Raw genomic sequence first — 21,320 nt, 5'->3', positions numbered from 1 at the left:
CCGCTCCAACCTACCCGATCGCTTCTCGGCCGTCAACCTCCATCTCGGAGGTTTCTTGCGTCGAGTGTGATCGGCCCACGATGACGCACGCCGTTAAGGCGGTCGATTCTTTCGTGGAGATCCGCAGACCGGCCGGTCGCCGCTTCGCGGCCACCCGCCCGGCTCCTGCCGGCTTTAGCACTCTAGCCGGTCGGCTTCGCGATCGCAACTCCGTCTCACCGGAGTTTCTCGCACCGCCCGAACCCAGCCCCGCTCGGCGTTTCCGCCCCGGGCCTGGCACCCGCTCTCGGCCGGTTTGTCCGGCCTCCCGCGTGCAGAGAGAAAGTTACGCGTACGGCTCGCCAAAGGCAAATCAACGCTTGCCACTACCCCGGACAGGCGGACCGGGCGGAGGTTCCGACCGCCGGCTCGGCCCCTACGCAGGGCTCTGCCATGTCAGAGTGTCTGGATGGATGACGCCTCCCCCTCCCCGGCGACCACGCTCGCCGAGGAGGCACTCCTCGGGCTGCTGCTGCCGTTCTGGCAGTTGGTCATCGGCGCCGTCGTGCTGGTCGTCATCCTGGTCTCGGTCGGCCGCCTGGCCCGACGCGGGCGCTCCCGGATGTCCACCGCGCTGCTGGTCACCGCTGCGGCCATCGCCGGCCTGACCGTGATCGGCGTCCTCCTCCAGGGCTGACCGCACCGAAGCGGGCCGGGGCCAGGGCTCAGAGGCGGCGGTTGGCCAGGCTGGGCAGCTCCGCGCGGATCGTCCGCAGCCGGTCCAGGTCGAGATCGACGACGGTCAGGCCGGGGCCCTCCGGCACCTGGCCGAGGATCGTCCCCCACGGGTCGACGACCATGCTGCGGCCGAAGCAGGTGCGCCCCGGCTCGTGGTCGCCCGTCTGGCCGGCGGCGGCGACGAAGCACTGGTTCTCGATGGCGCGGGCCCGCAGCAGGACCTCCCAGTGGTCCCGCCCGGTGTGCAGCATGAACGCCGCCGGCACCACCAGCAGGTGCGCTCCCCCGTCGGTGGCCAGTTGCCGGTACAGCTCGGGGAACCGCAGGTCGTAGCAGATCGACAGACCCACCCGGAGACCCTCGACGTCGACCACGACCGGCTTCTCCCCGGGCGCGACGGTCGCCGACTCCAGATACGACACCCGACCGGGGATCTCCACGTCGTACAGGTGGATCTTGCGGTAGCTGGCGGCGAGGGCGCCGGAGCGGTCAAAGACCAGCGAGGTGTTCCAGGTGTGCTCCGGGTCGGGGCCGACCTCGTGGAACGACCCCGCGATCACCCAGATGCCGAGCCGGCGGGCGGTCTCGGCGAAGAACCGGCCCACCGTGCCGTCGGCCGACTCGGGCGCGGGCATTCCGGCGGCGGGGCCGAGGTAGTCGACGTACTCCGGGAGGACGGCGAGGTCCGCGCCGGCGGCCGCGGCCCGGGACAGCAGGGCCTCGGCGGCCGCGAGGTTGGCGGCCCGGTCGTCGCGGGCGTTGAGCTGGCAGACGGCGACGCGCATGACGCTCAGGGTACGGGGGCCGGGGCTCCCGCGACAGCCCGCGCCCCCGGGCGGACGGGGTGCCGCGCCGGCCGTGGCCGCCGCTGCCCCGCCTCGCCCGGGCGGCGGGTCAGGCGGACTTCTCCTCGCGGTCCCGGCGCGCGCGGCGGCCGGTGAACTCGCGGGGCACGATCGTCGGGTTGACGTTCTCCAGGACCACCTCGCGGGTGATCAGCACCCGGGCGGCGTCGGGGTTGCTCGGCACCTCGTACATCACGGAGAGCAGGACCTCCTCCATGATCGCGCGCAGGCCCCGGGCGCCGGTGCCGCGCAGCATCGCCTGGTCGGCGATGGCCTCCAGCGCCGGCTCCTCGAACTCCAGCTCGACCCCGTCCAGCTCGAAGAGCCGCTGGTACTGCTTCACGAGGGCGTTGCGGGGCTCGGTGAGGATGCGGACCAGGGCCGTGCGGTCGAGGCTGCGGACGTTCGTGATCACCGGGAGGCGGCCGATGAACTCGGGGATCAGCCCGAACTTCAGCATGTCCTCCGGCATCACCTGGCCGAAGACGTCGTCGGTCGACCGCTCGGAGACGGAGCGCAGCCGCGCGCCGAAGCCGGTGCCGCCGTGCCCGGTGCGGGCCTCGATGATCTGGTCGAGGCCGGCGAAGGCGCCGCCGCAGATGAACAGCACGTTGGTGGTGTCGATCTGGATGAACTCCTGGTGCGGGTGCTTGCGCCCGCCCTGCGGCGGCACGTTGGCCACCGTGCCCTCGAGCATCTTCAGCAGCGCCTGCTGCACGCCCTCGCCGGAGACGTCCCGGGTGATCGACGGATTCTCCGACTTGCGGGCGATCTTGTCGACCTCGTCGATGTAGATGATGCCGGTCTCGGCGCGCTTGATGTCGTAGTCGGCGGCCTGGATCAGCTTGAGGAGGATGTTCTCCACGTCCTCGCCGACGTATCCGGCCTCGGTGAGGGCGGTGGCGTCGGCTATCGCGAAGGGGACGTTCAACATGCGGGCGAGGGTCTGCGCCAGGTGCGTCTTGCCGCAGCCGGTGGGGCCGAGCAGCAGGATGTTGGACTTGGCCAGCTCGACGGCGTCGCTGCCGGAGCCCGGCGCGCCGGCCGCCTCGGCCTGGATCCGCTTGTAGTGGTTGTAGACCGCGACGGCGAGGGCCTTCTTCGCGTGGTCCTGGCCCACCACGTAGTTGTCGAGGAACTGGCAGATCTCGATCGGCTTGGGAAGCTCCTCCCACTTCACCTCGCCGGACTCGGCCAGCTCCTCCTCGATGATCTCGTTGCAGAGATCGATGCACTCGTCGCAGATGTAGACCCCTGGCCCCGCGATGAGCTTCTTGACCTGCTTCTGCGACTTGCCGCAGAAGGAGCATTTCAGTAGGTCGCCGCCGTCACCGATCCGTGCCACCTACGTTCTCCCTGCATTCATCGGCCGGAAAGCCGGCCACGACCTGCGGACACTGCGCTCCGCCCGTCTCGTACGCCTCGCCGGGGGCGACCCGGCGGATCGGTACGCAACCGACGTTACCCGCTGGAGGGGGTTTCTCCGACCCCCAAAACGGGCGTGTCAGAGGCCGGCCGGGAACACCGCCCGGCCGGCCTCGGACCCGGTAGCTCGTCAGCCAGCCGCGTTGGCGGCCAGCAGCCCCTTCTTCCGGCTGGTGAGGATCGTGTCGACCAGCCCGTACTCGCGGGACTCCTCGGCCGTCATGATCTTGTCGCGGTCGATGTCCTTACGGACCTTCTCGACCGGCTGGTTGCAGTGCCGGGAGAGCATCTCCTCCAGCTGCGTGCGCATCCGCAGGATCTCGCGGGCCTGGATCTCGATGTCCGAGCCCTGCCCGTAGCCGCCCTCGGTGGCCGGCTGGTGGATGATGATCCGCGAGTTCGGCAGCGCCATCCGCTTGCCGGGCGTGCCGGCCGCGAGGAGCACGGCCGCCGCGCTGGCGGCCTGGCCGAGGCAGACCGTCATGATGTCCGGCCGGACGTACTGCATGGTGTCGTAGATCGCCGTCATGGCGGTGAACGAGCCGCCCGGCGAGTTGATGTACATGATGATGTCGCGGTCCGGGTCGGTGCCCTCGAGCGTCAGCAGCTGGGCCATCACGTCGTTGGCGGAGGCGTCGTCCACCTGCACCCCGAGGAAGATGATCCGGTCCTCGAAGAGCTTGTTGTACGGGTTCGACTCCTTCACCCCGTACGACGTGCGCTCGACGAACGACGGCAGGACGTAGCGGTTGTGCACGGCCCCGAACTGGGGCGGCAGGCTCAGGTCGGTCATCGTCAGCTCCTCGCTCAGCTCAGGGTCCCGGCGCCTTCCGGAACCTGGGTGGCTCCGGTGATCACCTTGTCGATGAAGCCGTAGTCCATGGCCTCCTGGGCGGTGAACCAGCGGTCGCGGTCCGAGTCCGCCTCGATCTGCGCCTGGGTCTGGCCGGTGTGGTGCGCGACCCGCTCCTGGAACATGCGCTTCGTGTAGAGCATCTGCTCCGCCTGGATGGCGATGTCGGACGCGGTGCCGCCCATGCCGCCGGACGGCTGGTGCATCATGATCCGCGCGTGCGGGAGAGCGTACCGCTTGCCCTTGGTGCCCGCGCAGAGCAGGAGCTGGCCCATGGAGGCCGCCATGCCCATGGCCACGGTCGAGACGTCGTTGTCGATGAACTGCATGGTGTCGTAGATCGCCATGCCGGAGTAGACCGAGCCACCCGGCGAGTTGATCCAGAGGTTGATGTCGCGGTCCGGGTCCTCCGCCGCGAGCAGCAGGAGCTGCGCGCAGATGCGGTTGGCGACCTGGTCGGTCACCTCGCTGCCCAGGAAGATGATGCGCTCCTTGAGCAACCGGTTGTAGACCGAGTCGTCGAGGTTGCCAATGTTGTCGCCACCGCGGGCTTCGATCGCCCGGAGCGGCTTCGCTGGGATGTGCATGTCGGTCATGGCAGCCCTTCGCTCTCCGTACCGTCCTACCCGACACTAACCGCTCGCCCGGGTGGCATAGTCCCGGTCGGGGCGCTTTTCGCTCTCAGCGCAGCCCGTCGGAGACGTACCCGGAAAAGGGGTTCGGCCGCCGTCCACCGGTTCCGGTGGACGGCGGCCTCACCCGACGATCAGTGCTCGTGGTCGTGGTCGTGCGCCTCGCCGCTCTGCTCGCGGATGGCGTCGAGGCTCACCTCGTTGCCCGCGCTGTCCTTGATCTTGATGCGCTCCATCACCGAGGCCAGGGCCTTGCCGCGCCGCACGTCGCCGAAGACCGCGCCGGCCGCGCCGGAGCGGACGAGCTGGTCGTAGTACTGCTGCGGGGCCATCCCGGCGCGCTGGGCGCGGTGGACGATCTCGTGGCCGAACTCGTCGTCGGTGACCTGGACGTTCTCGGCGTCGGCCAGGGTGTCCAGCAGGAGCTGGATCTTGACGCCGTCGGTCGCCGCCTCGTTCAGCTCGGCGTCGATCTGCTCCTCGGTCTTCTCCTCGGCGGCGAGGTACTCCTCCAGGGAGGCGCCGATTCGCTCGAGCTGGTCGACCATGGCCTGCTTGCGGCTGGAGACCTCCTCGCGGACGACGCCCTCCGGCGCCGGCACGTCGGCGGCCTCGACGAGCTGCTCGAGGGCCTTGTCCCGGGCGGCGTAGATCTGCTCGACGCGCTTGCCCCGGGTGACCTTCTCGCGGAGGTCGGAACGCAGCTCCTCGATGGTGTCGAACTCGCTCGCGAGCTGGGCGAAGTCGTCGTCCAGCTCGGGCAGTTCCTTCTCCTTGACCGTGCGCACGGTCACCGCCACCTCGGCGTCGCGGCCGGCGAAGTCGCCGCCGACGAGCTGGGTGGTGAAGGTGGTGCTCTCGCCGGCGGCGAGGCCGACGACGGCCTCGTCCAGGCCCGGGAGGAGCTGCTTGCTGCCGACCTCGTGCGAGATGTTCGTCGCCGAGCCGCCCGGCACGTCCTCGCCGTCGACCGTGGCGTTCAGGTCGATCTGGACGTAGTCGCCCTCGGCGGCGGCCCGCTCGACGGTCTTCAGGGTGGCGAACCGCTCGCGCAGGTTCTTCACCTGCTCGTCGATCTCGCTGTCGTCGACCTGGAGCTCGTCGACGGTGACCTCGATGGCGTCCAGGTCCGGCACGGTGATCTCGGGCCGGACGTCGACCTCGGCGGTGAAGTTCAGCGAGTCACCGTCGTTGAACTCGGTGATCTCCACCTCGGGGCGGCCAAGGGTCTTCAGGTCGTGCTCGCGGACCGCAGCGAGGATGTTCTCGGGGATGGCCTCCTGCACCGCCTCGTTGAGGACGGTGCCCCGGCCCACCCGCTGGTCGATGACCGCAGCCGGCACCTTGCCCCGGCGGAAGCCGGGAACCTGGACCTGCTGGCCGATCTCCCGGTACGCCTTCTTGAGGCTCGGCTCGAGCTCGACGAACGGCACCTCGATGGCGAGCCGCACGCGCGTCGGGCTCAGAGTCTCGACGGTGCTCTTCACAGGCGTACTCCTTGACGGATCTCAGTTGAGGCTGGGCATGATTCAGCCCATCGAGTGTAGGCGAGCCGGCAGGGCCCCTCGGCAGCACCCGGGAACGATGCGCCCCCGGGGTGCCCCGGTCGCCAACGACAGTCGGGGTGGCGGGATTTGAACCCACGGCCCCTCGCTCCCAAAGCGAGTGCGCTACCAAGCTGCGCCACACCCCGTGGCGACCAGAAGTGTATGCCGTCGACGCCCGTCGAGTGGGGGTGGGGCGAGACCAACCTACGAGGGCACCACGACCGTGTCGGCGACATGGCGGTATCCCCGGCCCCGGGACACCGCCATGTCGGCGACACGGTGTTGATCTTGCGGTCGAGCGGACACGGATGCGCGGCTGGTGGCGGCATTGGGTAGGCTGTCGGCGCATCCCGTGCACAGCGGGGCGCGCGGGCGTAGCTCAATGGCAGAGCTTCAGTCTTCCAAACTGACGGTGCGGGTTCGATTCCCGTCGCCCGCTCCACAGCTTCCGGCCCAGGTCAGACCTGGGCGCTCCCCGCGCAGGCCGCTCCGGAGAGGAGCGGTGCTGGAGATCGACGCACCGTGTCTGTGGCTAGTCCCACCTGATGCTTGACGAATCCGTCCCGGCACATGCACGGCAGTCAGCCCTGGCTTCTTCGTCGCCCTGGTCGCAGTCAGTGGCATCCGAGTGGCTGCGGGCCCACTCGAACTCAGGCAGAGAACGCACCATTGCCGCCAAGACCCCATGTACGAGGGGAAGGCCGCCCACCTCGCTGATCCCGACCCAGGCGATGTCGTCATGCTCGTCAGGTGCACGGTTGGTCGGAGAGCCAACCCAGTCTCCAATTCGCCAGACGCCCACGTGAACGGCGTCCTCACCACTGCCGGCGTGCAGGACGCCCAACCGTGAAGCGGACTCCGTCACGACGTGGACACCGAGCTCCTCGTGCATCTCACGCGCGAGGGCCTGTAGTTCCGACTCACCCGCTTCGACCTGTCCCCCGGGGAGATCCCAGACATCTGGGTACACCCGTTTGGTCGGCCTACGGTGCACCAGCAGGACCGCGCCGTTGTCAACGAGCGCGCCCGTGACGACCACATGCATGACGGGAGTAGAGCACAGGGATGGGACGAGCTCGCCAGAGCCAAAGGGCCTGGCTTGGCAGCTACGCAGGGCCGCGCTGTTGCTCATGCCCCCGTGGCTTCCGGGCGCTGTCCACCCCCCGGGCACTCCTCGGGCGGGGCGTAGGCACGAACGGTGCCGTTGTGCCGCGCAACTCCTCCGTCAGCGGTGAGAGCTACGAGGCGTTTACAGACGGGGCACCGGCCTCGCTGGTGCTGCGAGCGCTGAGTCACCTTGCCTCCCGGGTAGGTCGTTACACGTCTTCAGTTCCATCCGCCGACGCGATCCTCCCGCCCCACAGGCCGAGAGCACCGGCCAGGACATCGAGTAGGTGCGCGTGCTCCCTGCCCGAATCCCAGGTCCGAACCCGGTCGGTGATCCTGATGTCCCGTCCGTACCAACGGCGTCGCGGCGGGCACCTCGGCTCACACGGTCACGCCCGAAGATCTCTGAGCGCGGCTTCGATACGCAGCCCGATCCCGATGGCGACGAGGAAGCCAGCCAGGATGTGCGGCTCAGCCGACCCGGGGTCGCTCGACAGCGTGATGACCGAAACCAGCAGTCCGCCGAGCAGGGCCGCGTTGCCGATGATGCGGACGGTGGAGGCACGCCCCGAAGCAGGGTTCATCCGGCGGACCGTATCGAAGGCTCGGGGCGAGCGCTGTCCTGATCTGGACGAACCACAAACAACGGTACGGCAGTGGGGCGCCGCGAATCGTCCGCGAATTCGGTCGATTCACGACGGACAGGCGGCACCACCTGCCTTGGAAGTTGATAGATGCGCAGGCCGTCGGCTAGCGTGCGCGCCTGTGAATCGCTCTCGTATGGCTTCCGCTCTTCTGATCTGCGCCTCCCTGGTGGCGCTCGCCGCGTGTGGCGAGGAGGAGACCACGACCACGGCCGGGTCCACCCCCTCGGCCTCGACGGCTGTCACCTCGGCGGCCCCCTCCGCCTCCTCGGCTCCCTCCGCCTCCTCTGCCCCGTCGGGCGGCGTGAGCGACAAGAAGCTCTGCGAGTCGGCGAAGAAGGCCAACGACAAGTTCAAGAAGGACGCCATGGCCGCCATGATGGCTGCCCCCGAGGGCCAGGAGGCGGCGGCCGACACGTTCAAAAAGATCTTCACAGGCATGAACAAGGAACTGAGCGAGTTGGCGGCCTCGGGGAGCGCCGACAGCAAGGTCTCCGCCGCCCTGATGCAGTTCGCCGCGGAGGTCGCCAAGGCCGGGGCGGCCCCGGACCCGGCCGCCGCCGCCGAGAACCCCGCGCTGGAGAAGGCCGGCAAGGACATCACCACCGCCTGCAAGACCGCCGGGGTCGCCGTCATCTTCTGACCTCACCGCCCCAGGGGGCGACTCGTAGATCACCGCTGTCGCCGCGGGCCGCACGTCCGGCCCGCGGCGACAGCCGTAAGGGGGCGCCCAGGCGTGACCCGGCCGCCGTACCCGATCCGGGTGGAAGCCCGGCGGGAGGAAGCGCCGACCGGACACGCGACGAGGCCGAGCGTGACGGGGCTGTTCCGGCAGGTGCGCGGGGGCATCCGTTTCGTAGCGCTCGGCGGGCGGAAGTTTCCAGCCTGCGTACCATGCGGGGCCGGACATCCCCTCGGCCCGGCGGAGGTAGCGGCACATGGCAGGCCAGCACGAGGCGTACGCCCTCAGCGTCGACCTCGGCACGTCCAACACCGTGGCCGTGCTGCGCTGGCCGGACGGGCGGACCCGGCCGCTGCTGATCGACGGGCAGCCGGTGGTTCCCTCCGGCGTGTACGCCGACGCCGACGGCCGCCTGCACGTCGGCCGGGACGCCCGGCAACTCGCGCAGGCCGACCCGACGCGGTACGAGCCGAGCCCGAAGCGCCGCGTCGACGACCCGGCCGTGCTGCTCGGCGACCGCGAGTACGCCCCCGCCGACCTGCTGGCCGCGATCCTGGACGCCGTGGCTCGGGCGGCGGTCGCCACGGTCGGGTTCCTGCCCAGGGCGGTGGTGACCTGCCCGGCGTCCTGGGACGAGGCCGGGCGTCAGGTGCTCGCGGACGCGCTGCTGCGGGCGGGCTGGCCGCCGGCGGCGGCCGAACACACCCTCGTCGGCCCGACCACGCCCGGCACCCACCTGCTGCGTGAGCCGGTCGCCGCCGCCCGCTACTACGCCCAGGTGCTGAGCCGGCCGGTGCCGGTCGGCGGGGCCATCGCCGTGTTCGATCTCGGCGGCGGCACCCTCGACGTGGCGGTGCTGCGCAACGAGGGCGCCGACCCGTGGGGCGACTCGGGCTTCGTGGTGACCGCTGCCGGTGGCGTGCCCGACCTGGGCGGGCTGGACCTGGACGCGGCCCTGGTGGACCGGCTGGGCGAGCGGGTCTGCGCGACGCACCCCGCGCAGTGGGAGCGGCTGACCCGGCCGGGCGACACGGCGCAGTGGCGGGAGCGGCACCAGCTCTGGGAGGGCGTGCGGGAGGCGCGGGAGATGCTGTCCCGGGCCCCGGTCGCGCCGGTGGTCGTGCCGGGCACGGAGACGGTGGTCGAGCTGACCCGCGAGGAGCTGGAGCGGGTGGCCACCCCGCTGCTGGCCCGCGCCGTGGCCGAGACCCGGCGGGTGGTGGCGGAGGCCGGCCTCACCCCCGACCGGCTCGCCGGGCTGTTCCTGGTGGGCGGGCCGACCCGGATGCCGCTGGTGGCCCGGATGCTGCACGCCGAACTGGGCGTCGCGCCGACCGTGCTGGAGCAGCCGGAGCTGCCTGTGGCCGAGGGCGCGCTCACGGCCCTGCCGACGCCCCGCGCGCCACGGCCGGCGACGCCGGTCGCGCCTGCGGGCGTACCGGTGGCCGGGCCGTCGACGGCCGGGCCAGGCGGCCTGCCGCCCGCCTGGTCCGGCGACGGACCGAGGCTGCCGCCGACGGTGCCGGTCGGGTCGGGGCTGCCACCGACGGCACCGGGCGGGCCGTACCAGCCGCAGGGAGCGCCCGGGTCGCAGAGCCCGCCGGTCGACCCGTGGGGCTCGTCCCGACCCGACGTGCCGGCCACCACGCACAGGCGGGGGCTGTGGATCACGGTGGCGGCGGTGCTCGCCCTCGTCGCGGTGGGCGGCGGCGTCGCGCTCTGGTACACGTACGGCCGCGACCGGCACCCCGGCCTGGAGTTCCAGACGCTGGCCCAGGTGGAGCGCGTGGCGGCCGGGCCGGAGAAGCCGACGGAGAGCTTCACCGCGCTGCTGGGCGACACCGGCTACGCCGCGTACCCGCTACCGGACGACCGGCTGGGGATCGTGGCGGTCGACGCGGGGACCGGCAAGGAGCGGTGGCGCGCGCAGACCACACAGGCGGCGCAGCGGTGGGAGGGGCTGCACGCCGCGCCCGGCGTGGTGGCGGCCCTCTCCGACGCGGTCGGCTCCGAGGCGCGCGAGCTGGTGGTGCGCGACGCCGCCTCCGGGGAGCAGCGATGGGCCCGGACCATCCGGGGCGACGACCAGGTGCTCTTCGGCGCGGACGTGGCGGTGCTGGCCGACCGGGCCGGGCAGCGGCTCGTGGGGCTGCGCCTGCGCGACGGCACGGAGGCCTGGGTCCAGCCCGACACGCCCGACGCGTCGGGCGTCGCCGGCAGCAGGGTGCTGCCGGTGGGCACCGTCGAGGGGGCCGGCGGCCCGGCGTACGCCGACGGCGCGCCCCGCGATCCGTGGCTCGGCAAGGTCGACCGGCTCGTGCAGCTCGGCGCGGACCGCTCGGTCCGACTGATCGACCTGGGCAGCGGGATGGTGCTGCGGAGCTGGTCGGGCGTCGCCGACCGGAACGACCTCGTGGTCGCCCACGCCGACCGGCTGTACGTGGTCGACGACAGCGGCGTCGGCCGGTACCGGCTGCTCGGGTACGACCTGAACCGGGTGGCCGAGCCGACGATCCTGTACACCTCGGACGAGGGGCGACGGGCGGAGGCGCTGGTGGCCTGCGGCAAGCACCGGGCGTGCCTGCTGGAGACGCCGTCCGGCGACGCGGACCGCGCCGACGTGGTGGCGGCCACCGAGGGCACGGCGGCGCGGCGCTGGCCCGCGCCGGGGGCGAAGGAACTGACGCCGGTCGGCGAGCACCTGATCGTCCAGCGGCGGTATCCCAAGCCGACGTCGACCCTCTTCGACCCGCAGGGCAAGGCGCTGCTGCGGGACCGCGACGGGACGGTGGTCCGGCTGGACGGCGGCAACGTCCTGGTCTTCGCCGACGCGCTGAGCCGCAGCACGCACGACCCCAGCCTCGCCGGGATGCCCCTCGACGCCGCCGCCCCCACCGAGCTGGGCGAGGCCAAGGACATCCGCAGCGCCTCCTGCTCGTGGAACACCAGCGTGCTGCTCTGTGGGGCGGAGGAGGACTTCGTGCTGTACCGCTTCGCCTCCGCGCGCTGACGGGCCCGGCCTGGCGTCGGGCCGTCCGGCGTCGCGCGGTTCGCCGCAGGAGTGCGGCCGAGCCGTGAGGTGCCCGCCGCCCGCGCGGGCGCCGTTTTGCGCCCTTTCCCCCCGGGTACGGGTGAGCACATGGAGACGAACACGAAGGCTCACCTCGTCGGCGGCCCCCGGGACGGCAGCACGCAGGACTCGGACGGCCGGGCGCTGGTGGAGATCGAAATCGACGGCATGATCCACCGTTACATCCGGACCACGAAGGAGCACGGCGAGGACGGCACGGTCTACAACTACGACGGAATGGTGGCCCCGGACGGGGGCGAGCCCGGCGTCGAGGACCCGCAGGCCCGGGTCGCCTCCCCGAAGGCGGACTCCGAGGGGCACGGGGGCACCCACTGATCCACGACCACCGGCCCGCCGGGCTCGGCGCGGCGCGGATGAACTACGGCGGGCCGGGTAAGCAGCGGCGGCTGGTGGGGAACGATCAGGCGTCGCGGCGGGCCGCGACCGGCCGCGCGGGCGGGACGGCGTCAGGCCGTCCCGCCCGCGCGTAGCGCGCGCCGCCGTCCCGCCCGGCCGGGCGTGGTGCGGCGTCCCGCCCGGCCGGGCGTGGTACGGCGGGCGGCGCGGCGGCCGTCAGTTGCCGGTGACCCAGTTCCAGGCGGAGATGACCCACTCGGTCTGCTGGAGGTACGCGATGCCCAGGCCGACCAGGAAGACCGCCGTCACCGCGTGCGCGCCCCGGGCGCTGCGCCGGATGCGCCCGAGCTGGCGCTCCAGGATCACGCGGCCGAGCAGCCGGGACAGCCCGAACAGCCCGGCGGCGACCAGCAGGCTCAGCAGGAACGTGAGCACCGGCGCGCCGAGGTTGCCCCGGCCGGAGATGGCCCAGATGCCCCAGCAGACGAAGGCGAAGAGGCCACCGGCCGCGCTCCACTCGCCGCCCACCCGCAACTGGGCCAGGTGCCAGCTCAGCGGGCGGCGGGGCGCCGACACCTCGGACCAGTGCTGCGCGTCGTCGCCGTGCTCGACGGTGGGGAACGGCTCGGTGCGCGCGGTGCGCGGCCGGCTGACGGAGGCAACGCCCGGCCGGAAGGCGTCGCGCTGCGGCGGCACCCCGACACCCGGCGACGGCGGCACCTCGACCGTCCGCTCCGCCCACGGCTGTGTCTGGTCTGCCATCTCGTGTCCTCCCCCTGACCGCGCCGGGCTCCCCCGGCGGCGCATCTTCGAGGGTAACCAGCCGGCAAATCGGTGGCCCGCCGCGCTCGTCGTACGGTACACACGGCCGATGACGAATCCACCACTCCCCATCCGTACCGAAGAGACCTACGACTTCGACGAGCTGGCACGCCTGTTCGAGATCGCGTTCCACACCTCGTTGAGCCCCGAGGTGCGCGCGGGCGAGCGGGAGATCTGGGAGCCGGGGCGGAGCCTGCTGGTGCGCGACGGCCCGGACCTCGTGGCGCACGCCTCGGCGTTCACCCGGGAACTCACCGTGCCGGGGGCGACGGTCCCGGCCACCCACGTGACGATGGTGGCGGTGCTGCCGACCCACCGACGGCGGGGGCTGCTCACCCGGCTCATGCAGCGGCAGCTCCGCGACGTGCGGGACGCCGGCCGGGAACCGGTGGCCGTGCTCTGGGCCAGCGAGGGGGGCATCTACCCCCGGTTCGGCTACGGCCTCGCGGCCCGGCAGCTCACCGTCGACTGCGCCACCACCGAGCTGCGGCTGCCCGCGCCGACCGCCGCCGAGGGCCCGCTGCGCCTGGACCGCCCGGCCGCGCGCCGGCCCGACCTGGCCCGGCTGTACGACCGGGTCCGCGTCGACCGCCCCGGCTGGTCCGACCGGGACGAGCGGTGGTGGCGGTACGTGCTCGGCGACCCGCCCTCCGAGCGCGGCGGCGCGACCGAGCTGCGGGTGCTGCTGCACGAGGGCCCGGGCGGCGGGATCGACGGGTACGCGCTGTGGCGCTCCCGCCAGGACTCCGACCTCGCCGGGCCGCGCGGCGTGACGATGGTCCAGGAGATGGTGACCGAGGGCCCGGCCGCCCGTACGGCGCTGTGGCGGGCGCTGCTCTCGCTCGACCTGGCCCGGCGGCTCTCCTACGCCGGGCCGGTGGACGACCCGCTGCTGCACTTGGTCGACGAGCCGCGCCGGCTGGTGGCCCGGGTGGGCGACGCCCTCTGGCTGCGGGTGGTGGACGTGCCCGCCGCCCTCGCCGCCCGCCGGTACGCCACCGCCGTGGACGTGGTGATCGAGGTCGCCGACGCGCTGCTGCCCGAGAACGCGGGGCGCTGGCGGCTGACCGGCGGCCCGGACGACGCCCGCTGCGTGCCCACCGACCGCCCCGCCGACCTGGCGTGCGACGTGCGGGCGCTCGGCGAGCTGTACCTGGGCGGGGCCGGGCTGACCGCGCTCGCCGACGCGGGACGGGTCACCGAGCTGCGCCCCGGGGCGCTGGCCGCCGCCGGCCCGGCGTTCTCCTGGCACCGCGCCCCGGCCGGGCTGGGCGTCTTCTGAGCCCCCGGGCCGGCCGGTCTGGTGCCTGGGCGGCTCCGCCCTGGGGGCGCAGCGGGCGGGCCCCGCCCGGCGGGCGCGGCGGGTGTGCCCTGCCCGGCGGGCGCGGCGAGTGTGCCCTGCCCGGCGGGCGCGGCGAGTGGGCCCCGCCTCTGGCGGGCGCGCGGGCGGCGCGGACGGTACGGTCGGGCGATGGGTGACGCGGAGCGACGGCGACGCCGGCTGAGGCACCACTCCGACGGCGAGGGGGCCGGTGCCGCCACGGCCGGGGTGCACGACGCGGTCGAGCCACCGCGCCGCCGGGGCGGCGACGAGCGGGACGGCGAGCGGGGCCTGCGCGGCCTGGTCGGCCCCGGCAGTTCCCAGGTGGGTCCGCTCGCCGCGCTGCGGGCCCGGGACGCCGCCCGGCCCACCGAGGAGGACATGGCCGAGGCGGAGGCCCGGTTGGTCGTCGTGCGGCGCAACTGGGTGCCCCGCGAGGACCTCCCCCGCTCCGGCCGCTGACCGCCCGCCCCCGTCGGAGGCGCTGGCCGGCCTACCGGCCGTCGTTGGGCGCTGCCAGCCGGGCCGCGCCCGGGGAGCCCCGCCGTCCAGGGCCGCTGACCGTCCGCCGTCGGCTGGGGTCGGGGCGGCCGTCGACCGCCCCGACGTCCGGCGTCAGGGAAGGTCGGGCAGCGCGCGGGTCTCCTCGTACTCGGCGACCTGGGCGATGCGGCGGGAGTGCCGGGGGTTGCCGGAGAACGACGTGGTGAGGAAGGCGTCCACGATCGTGGTCGCCTCGTCGAGGGTGTGCTGGCGGGCGCCGACGGCCACCACGTTCGCGTCGTTGTGCTCCCGGCCGAGCTGGGCGGTGTCGACGTTCCAGGCCAGCGCGGCGCGGACGCCGACGACCTTGTTGGCGGCGATCTGCTCGCCGTTGCCCGAACCGCCGATGACCACGCCCAGGCTGCCCGGGTCGGCGACCACGCGGCTGCCGGTGTGCAGGCAGAACGCCGGGTAGTCGTCGTCCGGGTCGAACTCGTGCGGCCCGACGTCGACCACCTCGTACCCCTGCTTGGCGAGGTGGCCGACCAGGTGCACCTTCAGCTCGTAACCGGCGTGGTCGGATCCCAAGTAGACGCGCATACCGCGCAGTCTGTCAGGCCGTCCCCCGCGACGCCGCGCGGGCGGCGTCGCGGAGGCGGTTTCGTCACAGCCGCCCTGGTCAGACGGGGTCGCCGGGCCAGCGCGCCGCGTGGCGTCGCCGAGCCGGGCGGTGCGGTGCCGGGTGGCTCAGCGGGACAGCTCGGCCACCACCAGGCCGCCGCGGGCCTTCGGGGTGAACCAGGTGCTCTTGCGGGGCATCTTCTCCCGGGCGAGGTTCACGGCGACGAAGTCGTCCACGGTCACCGGGGCGATCAGCACGGCCAGCTCGGCCCGGCCGGCGTCGACCTCCCCGGTCAGCCAGCTCGCCGGGTAGTCCCCGCCGACGTAGGTGATCCGCTTGTCGCCCGCGTCGAGGCCGAGCACGTCGCGCAGCAGCACCCGCTCGACCAGCGCGTGGTCGAGGTTCTCCAGCCGGCCGCCGTCGACGTGCGGCAGGCGCACCACGTACCCCTGGCCCGGGAGCCGGAGCGCGACGGTGCCGCCGGCCTGCGGCACCTCGGCCGGGCCGTCGACCTCGGTGACCTCGGCACCGGCGGCGCGCAGCCGCTCCACCAGCTCCGCCGGGGTGACGGTCAGCTCGCTGACCAGCCGGTTGTACGGCTGGATGGCGACCGACGCGGGGGTCGTCACCACGGCCAGGAAGCGCGGCAGGCCGCCGGTCTGGGCGGCGAGGCTGCGGTGGTTGCCGTCGGCGACGACCAGCTCGCCGCCGCCGGCCAGGGCGGTCAGCGCGTCCTGCTCCGGGCCGGGGCCCAGCAGCCAGACGGCGTGGGTGCGCCCGGACTGGTCGGTGTCGGTGGCGGCGGGCGCCCCGGCCGACTCGGTCGCCGCCGCGAGCGCGGCGTGCAGCTCGTCGCCGCGCCCGGTCTGCAGCAGCAGTACGGGCGAGAGCAGGTGCCCGAGCGCCTCGGCGAGGGCCACGCGCTCGCGCACCTTGGAGATGAAGACGTCCTCGTTGCGGATGACGAGGCCCGGCTCCTCGGCACTGGTGGAGATCTGGTCGGTGTCGACCATGGCGAAGAGCCCGTACGCGGCCTCCTCCCCCGGCGCGGTGATCCGGTACAGGACCACGACCTGCTCGGCGGGGGTGTAGCTGCCGTCGGCCTTCGCCTCGGTGAGGCGGGTCACCGCGTCCGGCAGGGCGTCGAGGAACGTCTTGCCCAGGCTCTCCGGGGCCCGGTGCGGCATCTCGATGCCGAGGGCACTGTGCGGGTTCGCCTGGATGATCGCGGTGATCTCCGCGTCGTCGGCGAACTCGTCGTAGTTCTGCGCGCCGGTGCCGCCAGTGGTGATCCAGGCCCGGGCGATCGGATGCACGACCGTCATGTCCGATGACGCTACCGTCGCCCGGTCACGCCCCGCAGCGGGCCCCGCGCCCCGTCCACCAGTTGAAAGGGTCCGTGCTGCGGGATCGGTCGGGGTGCGCCCGCCGGACTGGGAGGGGGCACGGCCGACACGGCGGGACGGGGCGCGGCCGGCGCGGCCGGACGGGAAGCAGCCGGCGGACCGGGACGGGGCGCGGCCGGACCGGGCGCGGCGGTGTGCGGCCGGGCGGCGGCCGGCGTCCGGGCAACGCCGACCACGATCGGCGGCGCCAGCAGGTCGACCAGCTCGGCCGGCAGGGTCGGGCGGAGCGCGGGCCAGCCGTCGTCGTGTACCGACCAGTACGCCGCACCGGCCTCCCCGGTGGTCGCCGCGTCGTCGCACGGACGGCGGTGCTTACCCATCGGACGCCTCCAGGAGCTGCCGGGCGCGGCTGCGTGGGCCGCGGCGGGACACCCGGTGGAACGACCCCGCCCCCGCCCGGTGACGCCCGCACGGCGCGTCGTCCTCCCCGGCGACCGCGCCGGACGCCCGTCGCACGCGCCATCCGCCCCCGGTGGCCGCGCCGGCTGCCAAGTCGCACACGCCACCCGCGCCCTACCCGCCGCCGGGCCCCTCGGTCGGGAGGCCGCGCCGGCGGGTAGGGCCCCGTGAGAAGGGGACCCTTCTCTACCGCAGACGTTAAGAAGGTGCCCTTCCTTACCCCGTCACTCGAACGTGGGGTCGACCTCGCGGGAGCGCTTCAGCTCGTAGAACCCGGGCGTGCCGGCGACCAGCAGGACGCCGTCCCAGAGCCGGCCGGCGGCCTCGCCCTTCGGGCAGGGGGTGACCACCGGGCCGAAGAAGGCCACCGGCGCGCCGTCCGGGCCCGGGGCGTGGACGACCGGGGTGCCGACGTCGGTGCCGACCGGCCGCATGCCGGCCTCGTGGCTGGCCCGCAGGGCCTCGTCGTACTCGGTGCCCTCGGCGGCGTCGGCCAGCTCCGGGTCGAGCCCGGCGTCGGCGAGCGCCGCCACGAGCAGTTCCCGGCCCAGTTCCTCCCTGCCGAGGTGGATGCGGGTGCCCAGCGCCGTGTAGAGCGCGCGGACGGCGTCCTGGCCGTGCTTCTGCTCCACGGCGATGCAGACCCGCACCGGGCCCCAGCCGGTCGTCATGATCTTGCGGTACTGCTCGGGCAGTTCCCGCCCCTCGTTGAGCACCGAGAGGCTCATCACCCGGAAGCGGATGTCCACGTCGCGGACCTGCTCCACCTCCAGCAGCCAGCGGGAGGTGATCCACGCCCAGGGACACAGCGGGTCGAACCACATGTCTGCGGTGACACGGTCGGTCACGTCAGCTTCCCTTCGCCACGGCGGGGGCCGCCGGTGTCGACCCCTCGTCCCCCCGATCCTCACCCCCGGACGGCATCGACCGATAGCGGAATGAGAGCGTGACGTCGACCACCGCGAGGGGTCCTCACATGGAAGACTCGAATCTGGCCGGCCGCCACGAGCGGGCGGCGGGCTGGCGCCGCGACGGCGCACGGCAAGATTGGGATGGAGACGAAAAGTGCCGGGAGTGCGCAACCTGACCCAGGTGGAGGCCACCGAGCGGGCCCGCCTGCTCGAGGTCGTCGGGTACGACATCAGTTTGGACCTGTCGACTGCCGTCGTGCCCTCCGACGGCCGGACCTTCCGGTCGGTGACCGAGGTCCGGTTCCGCTGCGCCGAGCCGGGCGCGGGCACCTTCATCGAGGCCGCCGCCGAGTCGGTGCGGTCGGCGACCCTCAACGGCACCCCGGTCGACCTGTCGGGCTGGTCGGCGGAGAGAGGGCTGACGCTGACCGGGCTGGCCGCCGAGAACACCCTCGTGGTGGACGCCGACTTCGCGTACTCGAACAGCGGGCAGGGGCTGCACCGCACCGTCGACCCGGTCGACGGGGAGACCTACCTCTACAGCCAGTTCGAGACGGCGGACGCGCAGAAGGTCTTCGCCTGCTTCGACCAGCCCGACCTGAAGAGCGTCTACACCTGGCACGCCACCGTCCCCGCGCACTGGCGGGTGGTGTCGAACATGCCGGTCGAGCGCGAGGAGCCCGCCGGTGAGGACCTGAAGACGGTCCACTTCCGCGAGTCGGTGCGGATGAGCACGTACATCACGGCGCTCTGCGCCGGGCCGTACCACGAGGTGCGGGACAGCCACGACGGCATCGACCTGGGGGCCTACTGCCGGGCCTCGATGGCGCCGTACCTGGACTCGGACGACCTGTTCCTGATCACCAAGCAGGGCTTCGACTTCTTCCACGAGCAGTTCGGGGTGCGCTACCCGCTGCCGAAGTACGACCAGCTCTGGGTGCCGGACTTCAACGCCGGGGCGATGGAGAACTTCGGCTGCGTCACGCACGCCGAATCCCACTACATCTTCCGCTCCCAGGTGACCGACTACGAGTACGAGCAGCGGGCCAACACCATCCTGCACGAGCTGGCCCACATGTGGTTCGGCGACCTGGTCACCATGCGCTGGTGGAACGACCTGTGGCTGAACGAGTCGTTCGCCGAGTGGGCCAGCCACTGGTGCAACGCCAACGCCACCCGGTTCTCCGACGCCTGGACGACGTTCCTGTCCATCCGCAAGAACTGGGGCTACCGGCAGGACCAGCTCTCCTCCACCCACCCCGTCTACTGCGAGATGCCGGACCTGGAGGCCGTCGAGGTCAACTTCGACGGCATCACGTACGCCAAGGGCGCGAGCGTGCTCAAGCAGCTCGTCGCGTACGTCGGCGAGGAGCCGTTCCTGGCCGGGCTGCGGGCGTACTTCGGCAAGCACGCCTGGGGCAACGCCACCTTCGACGACCTGCTGTCGGAGCTGGAGACCGCCTCGGGCCGGGAGCTGCGCAAGTTCGCCGCCCAGTGGCTGGAGACCGCGCAGGTCAACACCCTGCGCCCCGAGGTGACGATCGGCGACGACGGCAGCTACCAGCGGGTGGTGGTGCGGCAGGAGGCGCCGGCCGAGTACCCGACGCTGCGCACCCACCGGATCGGCGTGGGCCTGTACGACCTGACCGACGGCCGGCTGGTCCGCCGGGAGCGCATCGAGGTCGACGTGACCGGCGAGCTGACCGAGCTGACCGACCTGCACGGGATGCGGGCGGCCGACGTGCTGCTGCTCAACGACGACGACCTGACGTACGCGAAGCTGCGCCTGGATGAGCGGTCGATGGCCACGGTGGTGCAGCACATCGCCGGCTTCGACTCGTCGCTGGCGCGCGCCCTGTGCTGGCTGGCCGCGTGGGACATGGTCCGCGACGCCGAGCTGTCGACCCGCGACTACGTGGCGCTGGTGCTGGCCGGGCTGCCCGCCGAGACCGACATCAACCTGATCACCGCCACCCTCCGCCAGGCGGCCACCGCGCTCAACCACTACGCGGACCCGGCCTGGGCGCCGACCGGCTGGGCGGAGCTGCACCGGACGGCGCGGGCCGCGCTGGCCGCCGCCGAGCCGGGCAGCGGCTTCCAGCTCGCCTGGGCGCGCGCCGTCATCTCCGCGGCCCGCTCGTCCGAGGCCCTGGCGACGCTGCGCGGCTGGCTGGCCGGCACCGACGTGCCGGCCGGGCTGACCGTCGACACGGAGCTGCGCTGGGCGCTCGTGCAGCGGCTGGTCGCCCAGGGGGCCGCCGGCACCGAGGAGATCGAGGCCGAGCTGGCCGCCGACCGCACCGCCAGCGGCGAGCGGGAGGCGGTGTACGCCCACGCGCTGGTGCCGACGGAGGAGAACAAGGCCGCCGTCTGGGCCCAGCTCACCGGCCCCGACCCGCTGCCGAACTGGCGCAACCGGGCGCTGTTGCAGGGCTTCGCCCCGTCGGTGCAGGCGGAGCTGGTGGCCCCGTACCGGGAGCGGTTCTTCGCCGTCGCGAGTCAGGTCTGGGCGCAGCGCGACAGCGAGCCAGCGCAGGAGTTCGTCCAGCTCGCGTACCCGGCCCAGCAGGTCTCCGAGGAGACCGTGGCCGCCACCGACGCGTGGCTGGCCGCCGGCGACCAGCCGGCCCCGCTGCGTCGGCTGGTCGCGGAGGGCCGCGACGCCGTCGTGCGCTCGCTGCGGGCCCGCGAGCGGGACGCCCGCAGCGCCTGAGCAGTCGGTACGCGGCCCGGGGCCGGCGTGGGCACCCCGCCCACCCGGCCCCGGGCCGTTTATCGTGACGAAGGGAGGTGGACACGGTGGCACAGCCGACACACGAGTGGCACCAACCGGAGCGAGGTTGGCGCGAGCAGGATCTGCCCGACCTGCCCGAGAACGGGAACCGCTACGAGATCATCGACGGGAGCCTGCACGTGACCCCACCGGCCGGCTACGCACATCACGAGTTGGCCGACGAGATCCGGCTGGCGCTGCGCGCCGGAATGCCGCAGGGCTGGCGCGTGATCCGTGAGGCGGGTGTCAGGGTGCCCGGCGGCAATCTGATCCCGGACCTGACGGTGTTGAAGCCGAACGCTCCGGCCGACGGGATGTGGGCCGAGCCCGGCGACGTGGCGCTCGTCGTCGAGGTCGAGTCGCCCAGCAGCCGGCGGCACGACCGGTTCACCAAGCCGGCTCTCTACGCCGAGGCCGGCATCCCGGCCTACTGGCGGGTGGAGCGGGGCGACTTCGGGCCGGTCGTCTACCGCTACGAGCTGGCCAAGGGCGACCACTACCAGCTGCTCGGCACCGTGGGCCCTGACGACCCCGTGCAGGTCACCGAGCCCTGGCCGACGACGCTCGACCCGAGCGCCTGGCCCCGCTGACCCGCCTACACCGACGCCCGGCCCGCAGGATAGCGGGCCGGGCGTCGACGTAGGCAGGGTGGTGAGAGGGGAACCCTTCTCTACCGTAGGCGTTAAGAAGGTGCCCTTCCTTGC

Annotated in this window: 20 protein-coding genes and 2 tRNA genes; 9 read left to right on the top strand and 13 right to left on the bottom strand. The window is 73.0% G+C overall.

Features of this window, described 5'->3' with window-relative positions:
- Window positions 1-448: 448 nt before the first annotated feature.
- Window positions 449-676: a hypothetical protein gene (locus LPU43_RS28475; protein WP_229403645.1), complete on the top strand. Its 228-nt coding sequence runs from the start codon at window positions 449-451 to the stop codon at window positions 674-676.
- 28 nt (window positions 677-704) lie between these two features.
- On the opposite strand, the gene LPU43_RS28470 is transcribed toward LPU43_RS28475, so the two are convergent.
- The 6 genes from LPU43_RS28470 to LPU43_RS28445 all read right to left on the bottom strand — a co-directional run bounded on the left by LPU43_RS28470 (window position 705) and on the right by LPU43_RS28445 (window position 6,165).
- Window positions 705-1,502: a carbon-nitrogen hydrolase family protein gene (locus LPU43_RS28470; protein WP_229403644.1), complete on the bottom strand. Its 798-nt coding sequence runs from the start codon at window positions 1,500-1,502 to the stop codon at window positions 705-707.
- 109 nt (window positions 1,503-1,611) lie between these two features.
- On the bottom strand, window positions 1,612-2,907 hold the full coding sequence (clpX, locus tag LPU43_RS28465) for an ATP-dependent Clp protease ATP-binding subunit ClpX (RefSeq protein WP_229403643.1): 1,296 nt from the start codon (window positions 2,905-2,907) through the stop codon (window positions 1,612-1,614).
- Between the two features lie 210 nt (window positions 2,908-3,117).
- Entirely contained in the window at window positions 3,118-3,780 is a 663-nt protein-coding gene (locus tag LPU43_RS28460; protein ID WP_229403642.1) for an ATP-dependent Clp protease proteolytic subunit, read from the bottom strand.
- Window positions 3,781-3,794: 14 nt separating this feature from the next.
- The gene (locus LPU43_RS28455) at window positions 3,795-4,436 is read right to left on the bottom strand and encodes an ATP-dependent Clp protease proteolytic subunit (RefSeq protein WP_229403641.1); all 642 of its coding nucleotides are present in this window, start codon (window positions 4,434-4,436) and stop codon (window positions 3,795-3,797) included.
- 170 nt (window positions 4,437-4,606) lie between these two features.
- The gene (tig, locus tag LPU43_RS28450) at window positions 4,607-5,959 is read right to left on the bottom strand and encodes a trigger factor (protein WP_229403640.1); all 1,353 of its coding nucleotides are present in this window, start codon (window positions 5,957-5,959) and stop codon (window positions 4,607-4,609) included.
- 132 nt (window positions 5,960-6,091) lie between these two features.
- A tRNA-Pro gene (locus LPU43_RS28445) sits at window positions 6,092-6,165 on the bottom strand.
- A gap of 222 nt (window positions 6,166-6,387) precedes the next feature.
- Between LPU43_RS28445 and LPU43_RS28440 the strand changes: the two genes are divergently transcribed.
- Window positions 6,388-6,461: transfer RNA gene (locus tag LPU43_RS28440), tRNA-Gly, on the top strand.
- A 90-nt stretch (window positions 6,462-6,551) separates the two neighbouring features.
- Here the strand turns inward: LPU43_RS28440 and LPU43_RS28435 are convergent.
- Together LPU43_RS28435 and LPU43_RS28430 are read right to left on the bottom strand one after the other, a co-directional pair.
- Window positions 6,552-7,064, bottom strand: a complete 513-nt coding sequence (locus LPU43_RS28435; RefSeq protein WP_229403639.1) for an NUDIX domain-containing protein — start codon at window positions 7,062-7,064, stop codon at window positions 6,552-6,554.
- Window positions 7,065-7,515: 451 nt separating this feature from the next.
- A complete protein-coding gene (locus LPU43_RS28430; protein ID WP_229403638.1) occupies window positions 7,516-7,710 on the bottom strand; it encodes a hypothetical protein in 195 nt (64 codons plus the stop codon).
- A 196-nt stretch (window positions 7,711-7,906) separates the two neighbouring features.
- On the opposite strand from LPU43_RS28430, the gene LPU43_RS28425 reads away from it, so the two are divergent.
- From LPU43_RS28425 to LPU43_RS28415, 3 genes are all read left to right on the top strand, one after another.
- Entirely contained in the window at window positions 7,907-8,413 is a 507-nt protein-coding gene (locus tag LPU43_RS28425) for a hypothetical protein (protein ID WP_229403637.1), read from the top strand.
- Window positions 8,414-8,708: 295 nt separating this feature from the next.
- Window positions 8,709-11,462 carry an Hsp70 family protein gene (locus tag LPU43_RS28420; RefSeq protein ID WP_229403636.1) on the top strand — a complete coding sequence of 918 codons (2,754 nt, stop codon included), beginning with the start codon at window positions 8,709-8,711 and terminating at the stop codon, window positions 11,460-11,462.
- A 129-nt stretch (window positions 11,463-11,591) separates the two neighbouring features.
- Window positions 11,592-11,858, top strand: coding sequence for a hypothetical protein (locus LPU43_RS28415; protein ID WP_229403635.1), 267 nt, complete (start codon window positions 11,592-11,594; stop codon window positions 11,856-11,858).
- 237 nt (window positions 11,859-12,095) lie between these two features.
- Here LPU43_RS28415 and LPU43_RS28410 read toward each other — a convergent pair whose 3' ends face one another.
- Window positions 12,096-12,641 (bottom strand): hypothetical protein, encoded by a 546-nt coding sequence (locus LPU43_RS28410; RefSeq protein ID WP_229403634.1) that lies wholly within the window; start codon window positions 12,639-12,641, stop codon window positions 12,096-12,098.
- Window positions 12,642-12,750: 109 nt separating this feature from the next.
- On the opposite strand from LPU43_RS28410, the gene LPU43_RS28405 reads away from it, so the two are divergent.
- Window positions 12,751-13,983: a GNAT family N-acetyltransferase gene (locus LPU43_RS28405; protein WP_229403633.1), complete on the top strand. Its 1,233-nt coding sequence runs from the start codon at window positions 12,751-12,753 to the stop codon at window positions 13,981-13,983.
- Between the two features lie 189 nt (window positions 13,984-14,172).
- Window positions 14,173-14,484: a hypothetical protein gene (locus LPU43_RS28400; protein WP_229403632.1), complete on the top strand. Its 312-nt coding sequence runs from the start codon at window positions 14,173-14,175 to the stop codon at window positions 14,482-14,484.
- A 153-nt stretch (window positions 14,485-14,637) separates the two neighbouring features.
- On the opposite strand, the gene LPU43_RS28395 is transcribed toward LPU43_RS28400, so the two are convergent.
- The 4 genes from LPU43_RS28395 to LPU43_RS28380 form a co-directional block, all read right to left on the bottom strand.
- Window positions 14,638-15,105, bottom strand: coding sequence for a ribose-5-phosphate isomerase (locus LPU43_RS28395; protein ID WP_229403631.1), 468 nt, complete (start codon window positions 15,103-15,105; stop codon window positions 14,638-14,640).
- A 147-nt stretch (window positions 15,106-15,252) separates the two neighbouring features.
- A complete protein-coding gene (locus tag LPU43_RS28390) occupies window positions 15,253-16,452 on the bottom strand; it encodes a DUF1015 family protein (RefSeq protein WP_229403630.1) in 1,200 nt (399 codons plus the stop codon).
- 11 nt (window positions 16,453-16,463) lie between these two features.
- Window positions 16,464-16,853, bottom strand: coding sequence for a hypothetical protein (locus tag LPU43_RS28385; protein ID WP_229403629.1), 390 nt, complete (start codon window positions 16,851-16,853; stop codon window positions 16,464-16,466).
- 303 nt (window positions 16,854-17,156) lie between these two features.
- On the bottom strand, window positions 17,157-17,780 hold the full coding sequence (locus LPU43_RS28380; protein ID WP_229403628.1) for a mycothiol-dependent nitroreductase Rv2466c family protein: 624 nt from the start codon (window positions 17,778-17,780) through the stop codon (window positions 17,157-17,159).
- A gap of 226 nt (window positions 17,781-18,006) precedes the next feature.
- Between LPU43_RS28380 and pepN the strand changes: the two genes are divergently transcribed.
- Together pepN and LPU43_RS28370 are read left to right on the top strand one after the other, a co-directional pair.
- Window positions 18,007-20,556 carry an aminopeptidase N gene (gene pepN / locus LPU43_RS28375; protein WP_229403627.1) on the top strand — a complete coding sequence of 850 codons (2,550 nt, stop codon included), beginning with the start codon at window positions 18,007-18,009 and terminating at the stop codon, window positions 20,554-20,556.
- A gap of 86 nt (window positions 20,557-20,642) precedes the next feature.
- A complete protein-coding gene (locus LPU43_RS28370; protein WP_229403626.1) occupies window positions 20,643-21,206 on the top strand; it encodes a Uma2 family endonuclease in 564 nt (187 codons plus the stop codon).
- Window positions 21,207-21,320 lie beyond the last annotated feature (114 nt).

The organism is Micromonospora okii (assembly GCF_020884795.1).
Lineage (GTDB): Bacteria > Actinomycetota > Actinomycetes > Mycobacteriales > Micromonosporaceae > Micromonospora > Micromonospora okii.
This window is presented reverse-complemented; position numbering and strand designations above follow the sequence as displayed.